The 18,419-nt window shown below is 36.9% G+C and carries 15 protein-coding genes; 4 read left to right on the top strand and 11 right to left on the bottom strand.

Annotated elements, in window-relative coordinates; genetic code table 11:
• Nucleotides 1-2 precede the first annotated feature (2 nt).
• From LG402_RS10185 to LG402_RS10175, 3 genes are all read right to left on the bottom strand, one after another.
• Nucleotides 3-392, bottom strand: a complete 390-nt coding sequence (locus LG402_RS10185; RefSeq protein ID WP_109408180.1) for a RidA family protein — start codon at nt 390-392, stop codon at nt 3-5.
• A gap of 137 nt (nt 393-529) precedes the next feature.
• Entirely contained in the window at nt 530-1,312 is a 783-nt protein-coding gene (locus LG402_RS10180; RefSeq protein ID WP_227336899.1) for a hypothetical protein, read from the bottom strand.
• 205 nt (nt 1,313-1,517) lie between these two features.
• Nucleotides 1,518-2,933 (bottom strand): MFS transporter, encoded by a 1,416-nt coding sequence (locus LG402_RS10175; protein WP_227336898.1) that lies wholly within the window; start codon nt 2,931-2,933, stop codon nt 1,518-1,520.
• 93 nt (nt 2,934-3,026) lie between these two features.
• Between LG402_RS10175 and LG402_RS10170 the strand changes: the two genes are divergently transcribed.
• Nucleotides 3,027-3,677: a helix-turn-helix transcriptional regulator gene (locus LG402_RS10170; protein WP_109408183.1), complete on the top strand. Its 651-nt coding sequence runs from the start codon at nt 3,027-3,029 to the stop codon at nt 3,675-3,677.
• Nucleotides 3,678-3,759: 82 nt separating this feature from the next.
• Here LG402_RS10170 and glgP read toward each other — a convergent pair whose 3' ends face one another.
• From glgP to LG402_RS10140, 6 genes are all read right to left on the bottom strand, one after another.
• Nucleotides 3,760-6,210, bottom strand: coding sequence for a glycogen/starch/alpha-glucan family phosphorylase (gene glgP / locus LG402_RS10165; protein ID WP_227336897.1), 2,451 nt, complete (start codon nt 6,208-6,210; stop codon nt 3,760-3,762).
• Nucleotides 6,211-6,254: 44 nt separating this feature from the next.
• Nucleotides 6,255-7,688, bottom strand: coding sequence for a glycogen synthase GlgA (gene glgA / locus LG402_RS10160; RefSeq protein ID WP_227336896.1), 1,434 nt, complete (start codon nt 7,686-7,688; stop codon nt 6,255-6,257).
• The gene (gene glgC, locus LG402_RS10155) at nt 7,685-9,034 is read right to left on the bottom strand and encodes a glucose-1-phosphate adenylyltransferase (protein WP_166541192.1); all 1,350 of its coding nucleotides are present in this window, start codon (nt 9,032-9,034) and stop codon (nt 7,685-7,687) included. Before glgC ends, glgA begins: the two co-directional genes overlap by 4 nt.
• Before the next feature lie 21 nt (nt 9,035-9,055).
• On the bottom strand, nt 9,056-11,125 hold the full coding sequence (gene glgX / locus LG402_RS10150; protein ID WP_227336895.1) for a glycogen debranching protein GlgX: 2,070 nt from the start codon (nt 11,123-11,125) through the stop codon (nt 9,056-9,058).
• Nucleotide 11,126: 1 nt separating this feature from the next.
• Nucleotides 11,127-13,310 carry a 1,4-alpha-glucan branching protein GlgB gene (gene glgB, locus LG402_RS10145; RefSeq protein ID WP_166541194.1) on the bottom strand — a complete coding sequence of 728 codons (2,184 nt, stop codon included), beginning with the start codon at nt 13,308-13,310 and terminating at the stop codon, nt 11,127-11,129.
• Nucleotides 13,311-13,674: 364 nt separating this feature from the next.
• Entirely contained in the window at nt 13,675-14,556 is an 882-nt protein-coding gene (locus LG402_RS10140) for a LysR substrate-binding domain-containing protein (protein WP_227336894.1), read from the bottom strand.
• A 142-nt stretch (nt 14,557-14,698) separates the two neighbouring features.
• Here LG402_RS10140 and LG402_RS10135 point away from each other — a divergent pair, with 142 nt between their 5' ends.
• Complete coding sequence (locus LG402_RS10135) at nt 14,699-15,424, top strand: sulfite exporter TauE/SafE family protein (RefSeq protein WP_166541195.1); 726 nt, start codon at nt 14,699-14,701, stop codon at nt 15,422-15,424.
• Nucleotides 15,425-15,450: 26 nt separating this feature from the next.
• Here the strand turns inward: LG402_RS10135 and LG402_RS10130 are convergent, their stop codons facing one another.
• A complete protein-coding gene (locus LG402_RS10130) occupies nt 15,451-16,074 on the bottom strand; it encodes a TetR/AcrR family transcriptional regulator (RefSeq protein ID WP_166541196.1) in 624 nt (207 codons plus the stop codon).
• An 85-nt stretch (nt 16,075-16,159) separates the two neighbouring features.
• On the opposite strand from LG402_RS10130, the gene LG402_RS10125 reads away from it, so the two are divergent.
• Nucleotides 16,160-16,918: a DJ-1/PfpI family protein gene (locus LG402_RS10125; RefSeq protein ID WP_166541197.1), complete on the top strand. Its 759-nt coding sequence runs from the start codon at nt 16,160-16,162 to the stop codon at nt 16,916-16,918.
• Nucleotides 16,919-16,998: 80 nt separating this feature from the next.
• On the top strand, nt 16,999-17,595 hold the full coding sequence (locus LG402_RS10120) for a sugar O-acetyltransferase (protein ID WP_166541198.1): 597 nt from the start codon (nt 16,999-17,001) through the stop codon (nt 17,593-17,595).
• 47 nt (nt 17,596-17,642) lie between these two features.
• On the opposite strand, the gene LG402_RS10115 is transcribed toward LG402_RS10120, so the two are convergent.
• Entirely contained in the window at nt 17,643-18,410 is a 768-nt protein-coding gene (locus LG402_RS10115; RefSeq protein WP_227336893.1) for a GNAT family N-acetyltransferase, read from the bottom strand.
• Nucleotides 18,411-18,419: the final 9 nt, after the last annotated feature.

Raw genomic sequence — 18,419 nt, 5'->3', positions numbered from 1 at the left:
GATTACTCCTTGATCACCACGGCTTCAATTTCAATTTTGCTTCCAAAATGTAATTCTTTTACGCCAGCGACTAATCTTGCGGGTCTATGTTCGCCAATCCATTTTGCATATAGCTCATTAACAACGGGCCATTCATTAATATCAGTCACATAGACTTTTACTTGAGCAATATCGGTTTTCTTTGCATTTATTCCGAGAAGACAGGCATTTAAATTTTCAAGAACTTGTGTGATTTGAACTTCAACTGGCTTGTTTGCCAATGGATTTCCTTGTTTATCTAAAGGCAATAGTCCAGAAATAAATGACATATTATTTGCAGTAACAACATGAGAGTAATGCCCACCAGGTGAGGCAAGGGTTTCAATATTTTGTAGTGTAAGATGTGATGCCATGGTATTTTCCTATTTCACTTAAGTTAGATAAAATGTATACTTATTTATACATAATGTCTAATATTAGATCAATAGTTCATTTACTTATTTGCCAATAAATTTTTTTATAAAAAAATCAAAGAACGGTTATGATCTTGTCATTGTTTTAATGTTAAATAATTGACTTTTTGAATGATATCTTCAAAAGAGATTGGTTTGATTTTATCATTATAAAACAATACGTTATAAACACTTTTTGCCAAATCGTTATACAGATCTCCTTTTATTTTTGAATACTCGATATTTATCATCATATTATTATCATTAGAAATATTACTAATGGTATTATTATTTTCTTGAGAATTGTTTTCTATTTTTAATAATTCATTATTAAGAGTTTTAATAGCTAAATTATTTCTTAATATATCATCTATCTTTAGTGATGATATTTTCTCCATTACTTGAGTATCACGTAATAGTGATTGAATAATGGAACTTTGGGCACATTTACTATTTATTTCAATGTGATATTCCTTGCTCAATTCATCGAATATTTTTTTTCGATTTTCATCTGTTAAACGTGTACCTTTTTTAGAAAAAATATGATCAATCTCTCTATTAATTATGGCCGATATAAGCGTAACTCTTTCTTCTTGTTCCCATTTTCCTATCATCTGTTCTAGTGTCAGCTTCTTAGTTATTGGCGAGTCTAAATCTTTTACCGTGCTTTCTAGCATCATAATTGCGAGTCTTTGACTTACATCTTTAAGATTAATATCTATCTGTTTTTCTTTGTATTTCAATGTGGCAAATGTATTTTTCGCATCATTAATATTTTTTAACAACGCTTGATAGTTTGAGATTTCATCAATCTTTACTGATTTTTTCTGATCTATCTTATGAGATATTCTGCATTTATTTCCAAATAAAACATTGATCATTTCATTATCCTAAATATATAAAAATAATACTTTATTATATTATTAGACTAATAAGTAAATACGTCTTTTATAAAATGCACGATTATATTTATTTTTAATTTAAAGATAAAAAAAGAATGAAATATGTAAGCTGTAAAAAGATAATGTAAACAAAAAATAAAAAGAGGTGAAAAAATCACCTCTTAATTATTTGAGTATAGAAGCTTTAGTATGAGCACCGCGTTATTTTCCACGCTGTATAAATCGCTATTAATGGTGCGAATGCTAAAAATAAGAAAAGGGCAGATGCAGAAGAAGAAAGTCCTTCCGGTGTACCGCTATTAAAGCCATTTAAGTTAACTATCATACCAGCAAGAGCAGAACCGAGTGCAGTTGCAAATAACTGTACCGTGGTAATCGAAGCACCTGCAATATCTTTATCTTGTTCTGATGCGGCTTGTAATATTCGTGTTAATAGGTGTGGCCAACCAAAACCAATACCATATCCCACTAAGAATAAAGCGAATAATATAATAGAAAGACTAACCGCATTTTCCGATTGCAGCAGTGGATTTGGAATAACGAAAGCTAACGCTAATAAACCAGCAAAAACAATAATAGGACCACTTAAAATACTAAAACGCATTTTAGCGCCTTGCCAACTTGCACTAATCACTTCAGCAACTGTCCAACCTAACGCCATTAATGCACTCATATAACCAGAAGCTAAAGGTGTTTGCATATGCAAGCTTTGTAGATAGTAAGGGACAAAGATCTCACATGTCATGCCAATCGCTAATAACGAGATAGTCAGATATAAAAGGGCATGTAAAGAAAGACCTTTAAAAGTATTTGACGGTAATAATCGAACAGAAAGGCGTTTCTCACAAAAAATAAGTATACCAATTAAACCAAATACCACCACGATACTGAGTAAGTTGATGATGAGTGAAGAAGAAAGGCTACCTGATGAAATAAGCAAAACTGCCGCTGTTAAAATTATTAGCTGAAGATAAGGTAAACTTTGTGATGATGATTTTGGAGCCTCGTTGTTATTCTTTGGTAAGATAAACCACAGGTAAATACCATAAAAAAGCATGATAGGTAACATAATACCAAAGGCATAACGCCAAGCATCTAATTGAGCAAAAATTCCACCAATAGCAGGGCCAATTAATGTAGCAACCCCCCACATTCCTGAAATTAATGCCATTGCTCTTGGCCATAATGCTTGATCATAAACGATATTCACCATGGCGTAGGAAAGTGCAAATAAAAGCCCACCACCAAGGCCTTGAACAAATCGACCAATTAGCATGACTTCCATTTTAGGTGCTATTGTACACAATAAACTACCAATAAAAAAAAGTACCGTTGCTATCAAATAAGCACCTTTGGCACCTAATAAACTTAATAAGCGTGCAGATAATACCGAACCAATAATAGAGGCCGCAACAAATAGCGTGGTGTTCCATGCATATAATCCCATTCCGCCAATATCGGTTACAACTGAGGGTAAAATCGTGGTTGCCATTAAAATATTAATTGCGTGGATCACGACACCAAAGGAAAGTGCAAATGAAATTGCCCCATTTTTCCCTGAGAAAAGATCACGCCATTGGCTATTGTTATCTGGGATCATTAGAAAAAATATCCTTCTTTTATTGCTATTACGACATAGCTTCGTTAAATTACCAAGGTAAAACTTGGATTAATAAATACTGAGACGTCTAATATGTCAAGAAAAAACTTGGAATATAATTATCCTGCTCAACGTAGTGTTGGCGATAAAATTCTGTTTTTAATTAAAAAACATGGGCCAATGCAAGCAAATGATGTTGGTCAACGTCTTGGTACAAGTAGCGAAGCAGCAAGGCAACAATTTGTAAAGCTTGCCAGCGCAGGATTGGTTGAAGCAATAACTGAGCCAAGAGGGGTTGGACGACCTATTCAATATTGGCACTTAACAGAATTAGGGCAAAAGCAATTTCCAGATACTCATGCTGAATTAACAGCACAAATTCTGATGACTATTCGTGAAGAATTGGGTGAAGATGCGATTGATAAAATTATTCTTGCACGAAAAAAACAGAGCTATGAACGCTACACTCAAGCAATAAGAGAAGCTGATGAACTAACAGAACGCTTAGATATTTTAGCTTCTCTGCGTAGTCAAGAAGGCTATATGGCGCACTGGGAACAAGTAAAAGATAACGAATACCTGTTTATTGAAGATCATTGCCCAATATGTGCCGCAGCTAAAGTTTGCCAAGGTTTTTGTAATACAGAAAAAGAGTTATTTTCTGAAACACTAGGGGTAGAACTACAACGTGTTGAATATATCTTAGAAGGTGCAAGACGTTGTGCTTACCGCATTAAAATCTAATCTTATTCATGCTTGAACAATAAAAGCAAAACCGCGCAATAAAGCGCGGTTACGTTCTGTCCTTAGAAAATAAGTTTATTTTTTACAAGGTAATTGCAGAAGCTTTCCAAATTCGTTGCATATACTCTGTTACCGCACGATCTGCAGAAAAATAACCCATTTGGCAGATATTTAATGCAGATTTTTTCAACCAAGCATCTCCATCTTGATAGAGAACATCAACACTATCTTGAGTATCCACATAGCTACGATAATCGGCTAATACCTGATAATGATCGCCAAACTCAATTAAACTATCGAAAATTGATTTATATCTATCAGGAGAAGTTGGATTAAAGAAGCCATTAGCGATTTGATTGAGCACTGTATGTAGCTCAACATCTTCATCATAATAGCGACGTGGCGAATAACGCTGTCTTAACTCAGCAACTTCTTGTGCGTTATGACCAAAGATAAACATATTTTCAAAACCAACATGCTCACCAATTTCAATATTAGCACCATCCAGAGTTCCGATAGTTAGCGCACCATTTAACGCAAATTTCATATTACCTGTACCAGAAGCTTCTGTGCCAGCTAAAGATATTTGTTCAGATAAATCCGCAGCAGGAATAATATGTTGCGCTAAGCTCACGCCGTAATTAGGAATGAAGATCACTTTTAGTTTATCTTTAATACGCTCGTCATTATTAATCTTCACTGCAATATCGTTGATAAGATTAATAATTTTTTTCGCATTATAATAAGCTGATGCGGCTTTACCTCCAAAAATAAATACGCGAGGCACCCAGTTTTTCTCTGGATTTTCTAGAATACGATTATAACGAGTGATAATACCTAACACATTGAGAAGTTGACGTTTATATTCATGAATACGTTTAATTTGTACATCAAATAACGCATCAGGATTAATGGTAATATTCAAGTCTTGCTGAATAATGTTAGCCAAGTTTTGTTTATTCAGTCGCTTTGAGTCTTTTAATTGGTGTAAGAAATCTTTGTCTTTCACCAGTGGCATTAATTCACCTAATTGCTCTAAATTGGTTCGCCAGTTGGTACCAATCTGGTTATCAATGACTTGAGAAAGAGAAGGGTTAGCTAATGCTAGCCAGCGACGGGGGGTAATACCATTGGTAATATTGCAGAATTTCTTAGGATAGATCATCGCAAAATCAGCAAATAAGGATTGCACCATTAATTGGCTATGAAGTTCAGAAACTCCATTAACTTGCTGACTAATAATTACCGCAAGCCAAGCCATACGGACATTACGACCATTTTCTTCATCAATAATAGAAACACGACGTAATAAGTCGTTATCATTAGGATATTGTTCTCTAACTTGCTTTAAGAATTTATCATTGATTTGGAAAATAATTTGTAAATGGCGAGGAAGTGCGCGTCCTATCATATCAACAGGCCATGTTTCTAATGCTTCACCCATTAACGTATGATTGGTATATGAAAATATGCAGATTGTTTGCTTCCATGCTTCATCCCAACTAAATCCATGATTATCAATAAGCTGGCGCATTAATTCAGGAATGGCAAGAACAGGGTGAGTGTCGTTAAGGTGAATGGCAATAAAATCTTTTAAATTATCAAAGCGTTGATGAAGATGATAATGACGTTGCAAAATATCTTGAATAGAGGCGCTGACTAAAAAATATTCTTGCTGCAAACGCAACATCTTACCTGACATAGTTGAGTCATCTGGGTAAAGAATACGAGAGATATTTTCAGAGCGATCTTTGGCTTCTGTAGCTTCAAGGTATTCACCTTTATTGAATTTACCTAAATTAAACGCACCATTTGCTTTAGCAGACCATAACCTAATGGTATCTGTTGCTTGTGTGTTATAACCAGGAACAATAGAGTCATTAGGTTGAGCCAGCACATTCAAGGTATCAACCCAATAACTTTTATCACCTTCTTGTTGTAAACGCCCGCCAAAATCCACTTCAAATTGCACATCATGACGAGGGAATTCCCAAGGATTACCTTTCTCAAGCCAGTTATCCGCAACTTCATGCTGTTCACCATTTTGAATTTGCTGACGGAACATACCGTATTCATAGCGAATACCATAGCCTGTCACCGGATAACCTAATGTGGCACAAGAATCAAGAAAACACGCCGCTAAACGACCTAAACCGCCGTTACCTAAACCTGGGTCTGGCTCAAGTTCGATTTGCTTTTCAAGATCAAGTCCTAATTCTTTTAATGCTTCTTTAACTTCGTTATAAACCCCTAAAGAAAGCATAGCGTTCGTTAAAAAACGTCCCATAAGAAATTCCATCGAAATGTAGTAAACCTGTTTTACTTTCGGTGAAAGTTCAGCTTTGGTTGATTTCAACCAACGTTCAACTAAACGGTCTCGTATCGCGTAGGAAGTTGCATTTAACCAATCTGTTGGTGTGGCGTATTTAGGGGAAGTACCAACAATAAACATCAGTTTATAAACAATAGAACGCTTTAACGATTCAACATCCTTATCTGGTGATAAATAATCAAATTCACATAACTTTTTCATTATAAATCTCTTTTGGTGATCCACAGGTCAAATAGACATCATGTCTATAAACGGTGATACAGCGCTGCATAGGTCTTAGCCGCTGTTTCCCAACTAAAAATAGTTTGGCTCATGGCATCTGTTTGAACTTGTTGCCACTGTTTTGGCATACCCCACAAGGTAAAGGCTCGATTGATAGCAAGACGCAAATCATCAGGTGTTGCTTCATGGAAAACAAAACCTGTGGCTTGATGATGGGCTAGATTTTCTAATGAACAATCATTCACCGTATCAGCTAATCCACCGGTGTGTCTCACTAAAGGAAGTGCGCCATATTTCAAGCCATATAGCTGAGTTAACCCACAAGGTTCAAAACGACTAGGCACCATAATCACATCAGCACCCGCGATAACTTGGTGTGAAAAACTTTCGTCATAACCAATATGAGTAGCAACATGTTGAGGGTATTGTTGTTGAGCATGTAAAAATGCGGATTCAAGATGGCTATCACCTGTGCCTAACAACACAAATTGACCACCTTGATCAACAATATCAGGTAATACGTCAATCACTAAATCAAGCCCTTTTTGTGATGTTAAACGGCTCACAACAGCAAAAAGAGGGGCATTATTATTAACAGGTAAACCGCATTTTTTCTGTAATGCTGTTTTATTTTCTAGGCGTTTATTGAGGTTTTTTATATCATAGCGACGTGTAATTAAGTTATCCGTTGCAGGCTCCCAAATCGCCTCATCTATACCATTTAATATGCCACTTAATCGCTGTTCATCGGTACGTTGACGCAATAAACCTTCAAGTCCATAACCAAATTCAGGGCGCGTTATCTCTTTGGCATATGTTGGGCTAACCGTCGTAATATGATTTGCATAAAATAAGCCCGCTTTTAAGAATGAAATCTGTCCATAATATTCCAACCCATTAATTGAAAAACTGTAATCAGGTAATTCAAGTTGATGAAGATGATAAGGTGAAAACTCGCCTTTATAAGCGAGGTTATGAACTGTAAAAACCGATTTTGCAGGATAGTGTTTTACAGCCAAATAAGCGCAAGCTAACCCCGCATGCCAGTCGTGAGCATGAACAATATCAGCACGCCATAAAGGATCTAATCCTGCGGATAATTCACTGGCAACCCAACCTAATAGGGCAAAACGAAAAACATTATCACTATAAGCATGTTGATATTCATCGTGATAAGGGCTGCCTGCTCGTTGATAAAGATGAGGTGCATCAATAAGATAAATATCAATACCTTGGTATTGACCATAAAGCAAAGAAATATGACCTGCAAAGGTATCAACATCAGTGACTAATTTGAGATCAGCAATATTATCTTTAATCGCAGGAAACGCGGGTATAACAACCCGCGCATCTAAGCCTATTTTTTTCTGAGCTAGGGGCAAAGAGCCCATAACATCAGCTAATCCCCCTGTTTTTAGCAGAGGAAATAACTCAGAACAACAGTGAAGCACATTCACGAAAATGCCTCCTCATTTTGAGGTTTCTGTTCTTCGTTTTTCTCAATTGGGTTTTCTTTTTTTTGATGTGCTAATTGTTCAAGCATTTCTCTTGTCACTAGCACAATACCTTCTTCAGTACGATGAAAACGAGCCGCATCATCTTCTGCATTCATACCAATGACTGTCCCTTCGGGGATAGTACAACTACGCTCGATGATACAACGTTTTAAGTAGCAGTGATGACTCACGGTAACATCAGGTAAAATGACAGAATCTTCAATGTGGCAGAAAGATTCAACACGAACCAATGGGAATAAAATAGAAGAATAGAGGGTTGAACCATTGATAATACAGCCATCTGCAATCAAAGAGTTCATCATTTGCCCATGCTCACCATGATTATCTTGTACAAATTTTGCAGGTGGTAGCGGGGTCATAAAGGTGCGAATTGGCCAATCTTTGGCATACATATCAAGCTCAGGTGTCACTGAGGCTAAATCAAGGTTTGCAGACCAATACGCTTCAATGGTTCCTACATCACGCCAATAAGGTGCTACAGACGGATCAGAACTAACGCAAGAGAGTTCAAATGGGTGAGCTAACACATCACCACGTTCAGTGATTTTAGGAATAATATCTTGGCCAAAATCATGATGTGAATCAGGATCACGGCTATCTTCTTCCAGTAAATCAAATAGATAATCTCTATCAACCACATAAATCCCCATGCTCGCTAATGAATGCTCTGGATCATCAGGAATACACGGTGGATTTGATGGTTTTTCTAGGAAATTTAGTACTCGACGATTTTCATCGATGTCCATAATACCAAACTGAAATGCATCTTCTTTAGGAACTCGAATACAGGCAACGGTAAATTTTGATTTATTTTCAACGTGATCAAGTAATAAACGCGCATAGTTCATTTTATAAATATGATCGCCCGCTAAAATCACCACATATTTAGCTTTGTAGCTACGAAGAATATCAAGGTTTTGATATATCGCATCAGCCGTACCCATATACCAATGTTCGGTATTACGACGTTGTTGAGCTGGTAATAAGTCAACAAATTCATTCATGTCTTCGTTAAAAAATGACCAACCGCGTTGAATATGTTGAACGAGGGAGTGCGATTGATACTGGGTTATTACACCAATACGACGGATCCCTGAGTTAAGACAGTTTGATAGCGTAAAGTCGATAATTCGAAATTTCCCACCAAAGAAAACCGCCGGTTTTGCACGTTTCGCTGTCAATGCTTTCAAGCGTGTGCCACGACCTCCAGCTAAAACGAGCGCAATTGCCTCTTTAGGAAGTTGTTGTGCCAACATTAATTTTTGGCCTTGTTCTGTTGTCATCATAGTTATAGCACTCCAATCAAATTACTTAACTTGGGAGGAAATATTGGGTAATTTTTCAGTAGAAGACTGAGTATAAAAAACGCTATTTCGCCAAAGGGTGATACTGTTAGGTTGTACTTCACAATGCTGAGATTGTGTTGGGTGACAAAGAGGCCAGCTAGCCGTATCAAGCAAGCAAGACCAAGACCCTTCAGGTAAAGAAAAGACAGCGCTGTTTCTTAATGGGTTAATCATTAAAATCCATTGTTGCGCTAAAAAAAGTTGTAATGGTGAGGGCGGAAGTTGTTGCCAATCTTCATCGCTCATTGGTTGAGCATCTTGATTGAACCAAATAACGTTTTCACTATCTTCTTCCCACCATTTAAGAGAACTTAAAGGTGTAATTTGGTGACGTAATTCAATAAGGTGGCGAATGTAATCAGTTAAGTCATAAGGTTGTTGAAACCATTTGATCCAACTGACTTTATTATCCTGACAATAAGCGTTGTTATTACCATATTGCGTATTACCCACTTCATCACCGGCGAGTAAATGAGGTGTTCCTCTAGAAAGCAGTAAGGTTGCCAGCATATTCCTTGTCGCAAGCAATCTGTATTGACCTATTTTTTCATTAACTATCAAACCCTCTTCACCAAAATTCACACTGTAATTGGTGTTATGTCCATCTAGGTTTGATTCTCCATTCTCCTCGTTATGTTTATTCTGATAACTCACTAAATCTCGCAGTGTAAAGCCATCATGGCTTGTTATCATATTGATACTAGAATAGGGAGGCCGACCGTTTTTATGGTATAGCTTTGCAGAGCCAGTAATGTTGTCTGCAAATGTTGCAATAGATACATCTCGCCATAACCAAAAACGACGAATAACATCACGGTAGCCGTCATTCCATTCTGTAAATGGAACTGGGAAATTACCGACTTGATAACCATCAGAGCCTAAATCCCATGGCTCTGCGATAAGTTTAATGCGTGAAAGAAGCGGATCTTGGCGAATAGCCGTTAATAATGGCGATTGTGTATCAAAATAAGGAACTCGGCCAAGACTGGTTGCCAAATCAAAGCGGAAGCCATCAATATGAAATTCAGTAACCCAATAGCGTAGGCAATCCATTACCCACTGCACCGTTTCAGGGCGACTTAAATTGAGAGTGTTACCACATCCTGTCCAATTTTGGGCTTTACTTTCATCGTTTAACCAATAATAGCTTTGGTTATCAATACCACGTTGAGAAACAATATAACCTTCAAATTGGTCACTTAATTCAGCAGTGTGATTGAATACCACATCTAGGATGACTTCAATATTGGCTTTATGCAGACATCTTACGGCTTCTCGAAATTCATCAATAATATTTCGACCAGTGTTGGAATAATATTGTGTCGATAAAGCAAAAGACGCTAATACGTTATAACCCCAATAGTTTTTTAAACCAATTTTATGAAGATGTGGCTCGGTTAAATGATATTGAATAGGTAATAATTCTAATGCCGTAATACCTAATTTTTTCAAATGCGAAATAAAAGCAGGGTGTCCTAATGCAGCATAAGTACCCCGTAATTTTTCAGGTATTTCAGGATGTAGTTTTGTTAGTCCCTTTACATGACCTTCATAAATAATGGTTTCTGACCACGGTGTATTTAAACGCTGATAAGTGCCTTTTTCTTTATAATAGTGACAAAAACAACCACTATCATCCGTGATAACTGCTTTAGGTGTTATTGCACTATCATCATGTTCTAATGCATTAAAAACAGGGGATGTATAAGGCAAGGTGTTATCCACTATGCCTGTGACTTGCCTCGCATAAGGATCTAATAACAACTGTTGAGGTTGATAGAATAATCCTTTTTCTGGATCCCATTCGCCTTCTACACGATAACCATAATGTAAACCGGGCCCTGCACCAGGCAAATACCCATGCCAAATTGAGCCAGTTTTACCCGGTAATGGATAGCGGATCTCTTTGCCTGCTTTATCAAACAGGCAGAGTATGACTTTAGTGGCATTTTCACTAAAGAGTGTAAAATTTACTCCATAACCATCATAATGACTGCCCATAGGAAAAGGGCGACCATAATCTAAAGACATATTAATCCTTCAATCTTAAATACAGCGTCGCAAGTGGCGGTAGTGACAATGACAAGGAGTGAGGCTTGCCATTAAATGCACTTGCAGTTGTCTCTATTTCACCTAAATTTCCTACATTACTGCCGTTGTAAAACTCAGAATCACTATTGAGTATTTCTTGATATGAACCCGCTTTGTTTACACCGACAACGTAATTATGATGAACAATAGGAGTGAAATTACTGATAACAATAATTTCATTGCCTTGTGCATCTTTACGGCAAAAAACAAAGACGGAATTGTCGTGATCATCAACGGTAAGCCATTCAAAGCCTTCGCGTTCAAAATCACACTCATAAAGCGGGGCATTGGCTTGATAGGAAAGATTTAAATCTCGTACAAAGTGTTGAACACCTTGGTGCGGGCTATTTGGCTCTTCAAGAAGATGCCAATCTAAACTACTGTCGTGGTTCCATTCACGCCACTGTGCAAACTCACATCCCATAAATAGTAATTTTTTGCCGGGATAAGCCCACATAAAGCCAAGATATGCCCGTAAATTGGCAAATTTTTGCCAATCATCACCCACCATACGACCTATTAACGAACCTTTACCATGCACAAATTCATCGTGAGAAAGAGGCAGAACAAAGTTTTCGTTATAGGCATAGAGCATGCCAAAGGTCATTTGATTGTGGTGGTATTTACGATAGATAGGATCACGTTGCATATAAGCTAAGGTGTCGTGCATCCAACCCATATTCCATTTGTAATTAAAACCTAAACCACCATCATCAGGCGGTAGGGTAACACCTGGGAAATCGGTTGATTCTTCTGCAATCGTGATAGTACCTGGGCAAGTTGCACCCAATAATTTGTTGGTATGACGAATAAAATCAATGGCTTCTAAATTCTCACGTCCACCGTGTTTATTAGGTATCCATTCACCTTCTTTTCGGCTGTAATCACGATAAAGCATGGAAGCAACTGCATCGAAACGGAAACCATCAAGCGCAAAATGTTCGTGCCAATACAATAAATTGCCTGAAAGGTAATTCAGTACTTCATTGCGCCCATAGTTATAAATTAAGGTGTTCCAATCAGGATGGAAGCCTTCTCGTCTATCAGCATATTCATAGAGTGATGTACCGTCAAAATTACGTAAACCGTAGTCATCTTCAGGGAAATGGCCAGGAACCCAATCTAAAATAACGCTAATTTCAGCCTGATGAGCCGCTTCGATAAAATCACGAAAATCCATAGGTGAGCCAAAACGACGAGTTGGTGAATATAACCCTAAAGGTTGATATCCCCATGAGCCATCAAAAGGGTGCTCATTAATAGGCAATAGTTCGATATGGGTAAAGCCCATTTCTTTAACGTAGGGAATTAACTGTTCGGCTAGTTCACGATAACTTAACCAACTTTGATCGTCAGTGTGTCGGCGCCATGAACCTAGATGAACTTCATAAATAGAGATAGGCACATTACGTTGATTCGCTTGCTGACGTGGCAATGGCATTGGCTTAACGGGAGGTAATGTATTGATGATTGATGCAGTTTCAGGGCGTATTTGCGTTTCAAAAGCATAAGGATCTGCTTTTAATCGACGTTCTCCATTGGCATCCAAAATAGCGTATTTATAGCAATCACCAAGATGAGCTTGTGGAATAAAAAGCTCCCAAATTCCACTTTCACGACGTAATCGCATAGGAAAACGTCTTTCATCCCAAAATGAGAAATCGCCAACCACACTCACACTTTGTGCATTGGGCGCCCATACAGCAAAAGTAATACCATCAATATCACCTAATTTAGCGGGGTGAGCGCCTAAACATTGATAAGGGCGAGAATGATGACCTTGTGCTAAAAACCAAATATCCATTTCTTGCAGTAAAATACCGAACTGATAAGGATCATCAACAATCCCTTGTGCATTTTCCCAAGTAACATCTAAACAATAACTAAAACGACGTTTACGTCGGGGGATTGCACCACAGAAAAAACCACTAGGATGTTTGCGTTCTAATGTCGCGACTTTTCTGCCATTCTTTCTATCGATGACACTGACTGAAACAGCATCAGGTAAAAATGCACGAACTTCTAAACCAGCCGATGTTTCATGCATACCAAGAAGTGCAAAAGGGTCAGACTCATACCCATTAATTAGCTTTTCTATTGTTTTTTTTGTCACAGCTACAGACATCTTATCGTCCTTCGTTGCTAGCAAATAAATTAATAAATTTTATATATAAATATCAGCATAGAACGTTAATTTAAGTTAAACAATAAGTGTTTTTAACAGATTATTTAAAAACAAAATAATCATCATGGGTTAATATACTTAAAATTTGTCTTTAATTGATTGAATACAAATACATTTGATGTGAGAGGTAGAGTAAGATCGCGAATTATAAATACAGCACAAATAGCGTTTTTACCTAATCTAAAAAAGAGGCTGATATTAAATATTTTTAATTAAATATTTAATATGGAGTTTTAAAAAGTATAAGTAATAAGAGTAAAATCGTCATTTTTATGAAAAAAAAACACTTATTTCATTAGCAGAATTAACTTTTCTGTTGTGTGAGCCATTGTTCAAAATCGAGGTGTGTTTTGGTTTTTTGTACACCTAATGGTGTTAATGCATAGTAATAAAGAGGGGCTATTTGAATGTTAGGAAATAAGATTTTTAAAGTTCCGCGATTTATTTCATTCGATAAAATTGAGATTGGGCCAATACCTATTCCTAAACCTTCGATAATTGCTTGAAGAGAAATATGAAAGTGATCAAAGCGATACTGACGCAAAAATGATCGCTGAGTATTAAGTTGAGCCGCTATTAGCCATTGTTGCCAATGACCAGGTCGAGTAAGTGTATCGATGACAGGGCAATTAAAAACATCTTCCAGATTGGTGACGCTGTAACGTTTAAGAAGCTTTTCGGAGGCAACTAAACAATGCACATCCTTTAGAAAAACAAGAGATGAATACTCTTGTTGCTGAGGTTGCGGACGAATAATTAAATCATCATGGCTGATTAAGTGAAATCGCTCACTATTTGCTGATGCAATTTGAATGTTGGCATTAGGATATTGAAGATAAAAATCCTCCATTCTTGGAATAAGCCATTTTAAACATAATGTTGTAGGAACACTGATATTTAAAATGTCGTTTTTACCACCATTGCCATAACGAACACCAATGTCATTTAGCTTATCAAAAACATCACTTAATTCTTGTGCCAATGTTAATGCATAGGGAGTTGGTACACGGCGTAAACCTTGTTTGTTAAATAACGTAACACCAAACCATTTTTCAACAACTTGAATATGTCTGCTAATCGCACCATGAGTTACACATAGTGTTTGTGCCGCTTCTGTATAACTTTGGCTATGACAAGCAACTAAGAAAGCACGCAATGAAGGTAATGGAGGAAGGTTTCTCATCATAATTTTCTCTATAGTTTACTTATCACCAATAAGGCGGTCTTTCTGATTAAAACTCACAGTACAGTGATATTTTATCACAGGTAAAAATAAAGAAGGCAGGTATGATAAAGCATCTTTAACTTATTGAACTTAAAGGATGATAATGAGTTTTATCGCGGTTATTTTATTAGCAGTGTTTTCTGGTGTTATCAGCGGAGTGGTTGGAACAGGTTCGTCTATTTTACTTATTCCTGCATTAACTTATGTATTTGGCGCTAAAGAGGCGGTGCCTATTATGGCTCTTGCCTCCGTAATGGGAAATTTATCTCGCATTTACTTATGGCGTCATAGTATCCGTTTTAAGCCACTTTTTTATTATTTATTACCCGGTATTCCCGCGGTTATTTTAGGTGCCAATACATTATGGGTTATGCCTGAAAAATGGCTCAATATCGGGATGGGGCTGTTCTTCATTCTGATGATCCCAATTATTCATTTATTACGCCAACATCAAATTAAAATGAAAACTTATCAAGTTATTATTGCTGGCGCGGTTATCGGCTATTTAACGGGCGTGGTGTTTTCTACTGGGCCATTAACTATTCCAATATTTTCTGCATATGGGCTAACACTAGGGCCATTACTAGCTACAGAAGCGGCCGCTTCGTTTGTTATTTATCTCACCAAAGCCCTAACTTTTAGCCAACTTGGTGCAGTTAATAGTTTTATCCTAATTAGTGGCGTGTTAGTGGGTTGTGGCTTAACCATAGGCAATTTCCTTGGCAAAAAGCTGGTATTAAAACTGACACCTAAGCTATTCCAAGGGCTACTAGATGTCATGTTAATTTTTGCTGGTGGCTCACTGCTTTTTAATGGTTTTTTCTCTTAAATAACGAATGTAATTACTTATTTTCTTTATTGATCATAATAATCTGATAAATAAGGCGCTAATATTATTAATGAGAGATCAGCGAGTGGCAACAATTCATCAACTGTAGCTCCTGATCTTGCTCTTAAAGAAATGGAATGCAATAACGCAATCACCCCCAATGCAATGGTGTGAATATCAGTTCCTTCTTTTAGTTCACCGGCCTCTAACACTTCTTGCAAGGCATCTTCAACTTGCTGAGTTTGTGCATTAATAACTCGATTAAGCATATTTTTGATTGCAGGATCGGCAATTTCAGTTACTGCGGTTGAAAGTACCATACAACCAGTTAATCCATCATTATCTGTATAAAAATGGATAGCCGAATTCAGATACCGATTTACTCTTGCGGTAATTTTATCTTTCGGTGACTGTTTTTCTAATTCATGGCGATAACGCGTAGAAGCAATATGATTAAAGCGTTCAATGGCTTTTTCATACAATGCGGCTTTATTACCAAATGCAGCGTAAAGACTTGGCTTATTCATTTGAGTTTCAATGACCAAGTCATCCATCGATGTTGCAGTAAATCCTTTTCGCCAAAATAATGCCATTATTTTTTCAAGAGCAGCATCGCTATCATAACGACGAGGGCGACCTTTTTTTTGCATTTTATACCAGTTAGTAAGAAATTCATTTACTCAGTATAAAACAAATGTCATTATTTTACTAACCAGTACAAAATAGGAAAGTAAAATGAATCACAATGAAATGCTGTATGGAAAAAATATGCCCTCCATTATCAAACTTGTTGAAGATGGGCGTAAACAGCAATTAAAGCCATTGAAAATAGGTATTTTTGTCTGTCCAGGCTTTATGCCTATGGATATTAATGGCGCTCAATCAGTCTTTACGATTGCAAGTGCTGAAATTTATTTGATCTGGAAAAAGAAGGAGTTAGTTGAAGGGTATATTGGTTGGCCAACAATGCCCACCATGACTTTTGATGAATGCCCAGAAGATCTTGATGTACTCGTCGTAGGAATGGTACCACCAGAAATTGTTGAAGATGAAGATACACTAACATTTTTTGCTAATATGGGTAATAAAGCACGTTATGTTATTGGTACATGTTACGGCTCTTTAGTTTTAGGTGCGGCAGGATTATTAAAAGGTAAAAAAGCAACCAGTAATTCAAATGTCGTTCCGATGTTACCTGATATGGGGGCCATAGCAGTAGAGGGAAGTGATGTTGTTATTGATGGCAATATTTATACTTCAGGGCCAGCCACAGGTTCGTTTGATGCCTCATTATTAGTATTAGAACAATTACTTGGTACACCTTTTGCTCAATTGGTTGAACTCGCGATTGAATATGATCCTCGTCCTCCTTTCGGAACAGGTTCCCCCACACTTGCAGGATCTGAAATGACTGCTATTTCACAAAGTTTGACCGCTAATCTAAATGCTCAATTTCATCAAGCCGCACGTAATGGTCTTAAAAAATGCCGTTAATTTAGGTTAATCCACGCTAGAATGAGGTGATAAATATTGAAGTTTATCTAAACTGTTTTATTCAATTTCGGAGTATCACAATGACAGAATACGAAAAAATGGTATCAGGTCATCTTTATCATGCATGTAAAGATGATAGTTTAGAGCCACTTAGAGTAAAAGCTCGCGAAATTATTTATGATTTTAATGTAACGCGACCATCTGAAGTTGAAAAAAGAAAGGCATATTTAAAACTGCTTTTGGGTAAAACAGGCGATAGCTTTACTATTGAACCCCCGTTTCATTGTGATTATGGTGAATTGATTGAAATTGGGGAGGGATTTTATGCCAATTTCAATTTAACGATATTAGATTGTGCGCCTGTAAAAATTGGAAACAATGTAATGTGTGCACCTAATGTTAGCATTTTAACTGCAACTCATCCGATCGATCCTGAAATACGCAGCAGTGAGCTCGAATATGCATTACCTATTACTATTGGCAATTCTGTATGGTTAGGTGCAGGGTGCATTATTTTACCCGGTGTAACTATTGGTGATAATTGTGTTATTGGTGCGGGCAGTGTAGTAACAAAATCTATTCCAGCTAATTGTGTTGCTGTTGGCAATCCCTGTCGTGTAATAAGACAAATCAGTGATAAAGATAAAACAGATGCAGAAAGAAGGTTGAAACTTTAATTACTAAAAATCAAGGCTCAATAAGTCTATTGAGCCTTATGATAAGGTTACTCTTTAATAAAACTTAAATAGTTAAAGAGTGATTTAAAACCAAACTTACGATATAGCGCTAAACCATCTGCGGATGCATCTAAGAAACAACGCTCTACACCTTGCTCACGGCAAAACTCTAAAACATGTTTAATCAAATGAGTAGCATAGCCATTGCCTTGATAAGCAACATCTGTCCCAATATCATCAAAACGCGCTAATTTATCATGTAACGTCAGCGTTAATGACGATACGGGCTGACCATCAACTAACAGAGCATAATGGAAAATAGCCGCACCATTATCTAATGCTTTTTGGTGATAACGAATATATTCATTAACAATCGTATCATCGCTATCATCTCCCACAGGGAACGCTGTTTTTAACGGATGTGCCCATTGTTCTAGGTTATGATTGGTGAGAATAATATCGCATGGATTATTTCGATAAGAAGGGTAAACCGCTTCTGACAATGTTAAACACATTGCTGTTGTCATACCGTCACCGGTATAGCCTGCATTTTTTATAATTTCTTCAAATTCAGGCAATAATGATTCAGGTAAAACCAGAATATGATCTTTTTTTTGCGATGAGAAAAGGGTACTGGCCTGCTGAAACGAGCTTTCTGTTGCGCCTTGACGTAAATAAATAAAGTTAAAAATTGGCGCATCCATTGGTGTCATAAAGCAATGAGTATGATCACCAATACGAATATTATTTTCACAAATTTCTGACCAAAAGGCTTTTTCTACTATTTTAAATTCTTTATACAGTTGTGCATCCATAATGGTTCT

The sequence above is a fragment of the Proteus sp. NMG38-2 genome (assembly GCF_020640995.1).
GTDB lineage: Bacteria > Pseudomonadota > Gammaproteobacteria > Enterobacterales > Enterobacteriaceae > Proteus.
This window is presented reverse-complemented; position numbering and strand designations above follow the sequence as displayed.

Excerpts from the sequence above, each read along its gene's own strand:
- LG402_RS10185 (WP_109408180.1), bottom strand. The coding sequence starts at position 392 with ATGGCATCACATCTTACACTACAAAATATTGAAACCCTTGCCTCACCT.
- LG402_RS10180 (WP_227336899.1), bottom strand. The coding sequence starts at position 1,312 with ATGATCAATGTTTTATTTGGAAATAAATGCAGAATATCTCATAAGATA.
- LG402_RS10175 (WP_227336898.1), bottom strand. The coding sequence starts at position 2,933 with ATGATCCCAGATAACAATAGCCAATGGCGTGATCTTTTCTCAGGGAAA.
- LG402_RS10170 (WP_109408183.1), top strand. The coding sequence starts at position 3,027 with ATGTCAAGAAAAAACTTGGAATATAATTATCCTGCTCAACGTAGTGTT.
- glgP (WP_227336897.1), bottom strand. The coding sequence starts at position 6,210 with ATGAAAAAGTTATGTGAATTTGATTATTTATCACCAGATAAGGATGTT.
- glgC (WP_166541192.1), bottom strand. The coding sequence starts at position 9,034 with ATGATGACAACAGAACAAGGCCAAAAATTAATGTTGGCACAACAACTT.
- glgX (WP_227336895.1), bottom strand. The coding sequence starts at position 11,125 with ATGTCTTTAGATTATGGTCGCCCTTTTCCTATGGGCAGTCATTATGAT.
- glgB (WP_166541194.1), bottom strand. The coding sequence starts at position 13,310 with ATGTCTGTAGCTGTGACAAAAAAAACAATAGAAAAGCTAATTAATGGG.
- LG402_RS10140 (WP_227336894.1), bottom strand. The coding sequence starts at position 14,556 with ATGATGAGAAACCTTCCTCCATTACCTTCATTGCGTGCTTTCTTAGTT.
- LG402_RS10135 (WP_166541195.1), top strand. The coding sequence starts at position 14,699 with ATGAGTTTTATCGCGGTTATTTTATTAGCAGTGTTTTCTGGTGTTATC.
- LG402_RS10130 (WP_166541196.1), bottom strand. The coding sequence starts at position 16,074 with ATGCAAAAAAAAGGTCGCCCTCGTCGTTATGATAGCGATGCTGCTCTT.
- LG402_RS10125 (WP_166541197.1), top strand. The coding sequence starts at position 16,160 with ATGAATCACAATGAAATGCTGTATGGAAAAAATATGCCCTCCATTATC.
- LG402_RS10120 (WP_166541198.1), top strand. The coding sequence starts at position 16,999 with ATGACAGAATACGAAAAAATGGTATCAGGTCATCTTTATCATGCATGT.
- LG402_RS10115 (WP_227336893.1), bottom strand. The coding sequence starts at position 18,410 with ATGGATGCACAACTGTATAAAGAATTTAAAATAGTAGAAAAAGCCTTT.